General features: G+C 59.5%; 1 protein-coding gene. It reads left to right on the top strand.

Going from position 1 to position 1,419, the window contains the following annotated elements:
* The first annotated feature begins 80 nt into the window (after positions 1 to 80).
* A complete protein-coding gene (locus NX778_RS24510) occupies positions 81 to 1,409 on the top strand; it encodes an IS4 family transposase (RefSeq protein WP_258814435.1) in 1,329 nt (442 codons plus the stop codon).
* Positions 1,410 to 1,419: the final 10 nt, after the last annotated feature.

Raw genomic sequence — 1,419 nt, 5'->3', positions numbered from 1 at the left:
TAATGCCGTTCAGTTAAGCCTGAACGGCATTTTTATTTTCTGGTTGTAAACGTACGCGTAGGCTGTTAACCTGCGCGTCAATGTTCGATGACGCCCTCCACTTTTTAGCGGAAATGCTCGAAGCGCCCGATTGGGGGCGCTTGGGCCAGCATCTCCCGTTCGAGTGGGTTGAGGAGGCGATCGCTTGCACTGGTGCGGCGAGCATCCGCAAGCGGCGCCTGCCTGCTGAGCAGGTGGTCTGGCTGGTCGTCGCGTTGGCGCTCTACCGGCACAAATCCGTAGGCGAAGTGTTGGATGACCTGGAACTAGCGCTTCCCGATGCGTGCGTACGGCATGTGAGCAAGAGCGCGGCGGCGCAGGCACGCCAGCGACTTGGTGCACAACCTCTGCATTGGCTGTTCCAGAAATCGGCATTGGCTTGGAGCGAGCAGGACCGTCAAGCTTACGCGTTCAAAGGCCTGCAATTGCTGGCAATGGACGGGACAACCTTGCGCACCCACGACCTTCCCGAGTTGCGCGATCACTTCGGCGCTCAAAACTATGTCGGCGCGACCGTGGCCAGCTACCCGCAAGTGCGCGGCGTGACCTTGACGACGCTACCCACCCATGTGATCCGCGATGCCGTTTTCGGCCCCTACGGCATTAACGAAATGCTGTACGCGAAACAGCTCTTGCCGAGCATTCCAGACAATTCGATTACGGTCTTCGACCGCGGCTTCCTGTCTGCCGAAATCCTTTGCGGGCTCGTGGCTGGCGGTGCCAGCCGCCACTTCGTCATTCCCGCCAAGTCAAACACCAAATGGGAAGTCATCGGCGGTGAGCCACATGACGCGATGGTACGCATGCGCGTGTCGCCGCAGGCGCGAGCCAAGTGCCCCGAGCTGCCGGAATTCTGGGAAGCACGCGCCATCACCGCCATCGATCCACAAGCGCGCCAGCGCATCTTGCTGACCTCACTGACTGACCGCCGGCGCTTCAAACCTGCCGATGTGGTGGCCTGCTACGACAAGCGGTGGAGCATCGAGACCAGTTATCGGGAGCTAAAGCAAAGCATGCTGGGGATGGCCCTGACGCTGCGCTCCAAAACCGTCAGTGGTGTCTACCAGGAGATATGGGGGACGCTGACCGCCTATAACCTTGTGCGGCTAGAGATCGCCAAGGCGGCGCTCACCGCCAAATGTGCACCGACCCAGGTCAGCTTTGTCCGTGCTTTCCACATCATCCAGTTTGAACTGCACTGGGCTGCCGTGGTTCGCGCCTATGGAAAACTGCCTGCCTACATGAAGCATCTGCGTGCACGGCTAGTCAACGTCTTAAACGAAGAACGGCCCGGTCGTTCGTATGACCGGGCCGTCAAGGCCAAACCCAAGCGCTATGCCGTTCGTGTCCTGAAACGCGACCTTAACTGAACGGCATTAG

Source organism: Massilia terrae (assembly GCF_024753145.1).
Lineage (GTDB): Bacteria > Pseudomonadota > Gammaproteobacteria > Burkholderiales > Burkholderiaceae_D > Telluria > Telluria terrae.
This window is presented reverse-complemented; position numbering and strand designations above follow the sequence as displayed.

Bases quoted from the DNA above. Each gene is read 5' to 3' on its own strand.
- NX778_RS24510 (WP_258814435.1), top strand. From the start codon at position 81: ATGTTCGATGACGCCCTCCACTTTTTAGCGGAAATGCTCGAAGCGCCC.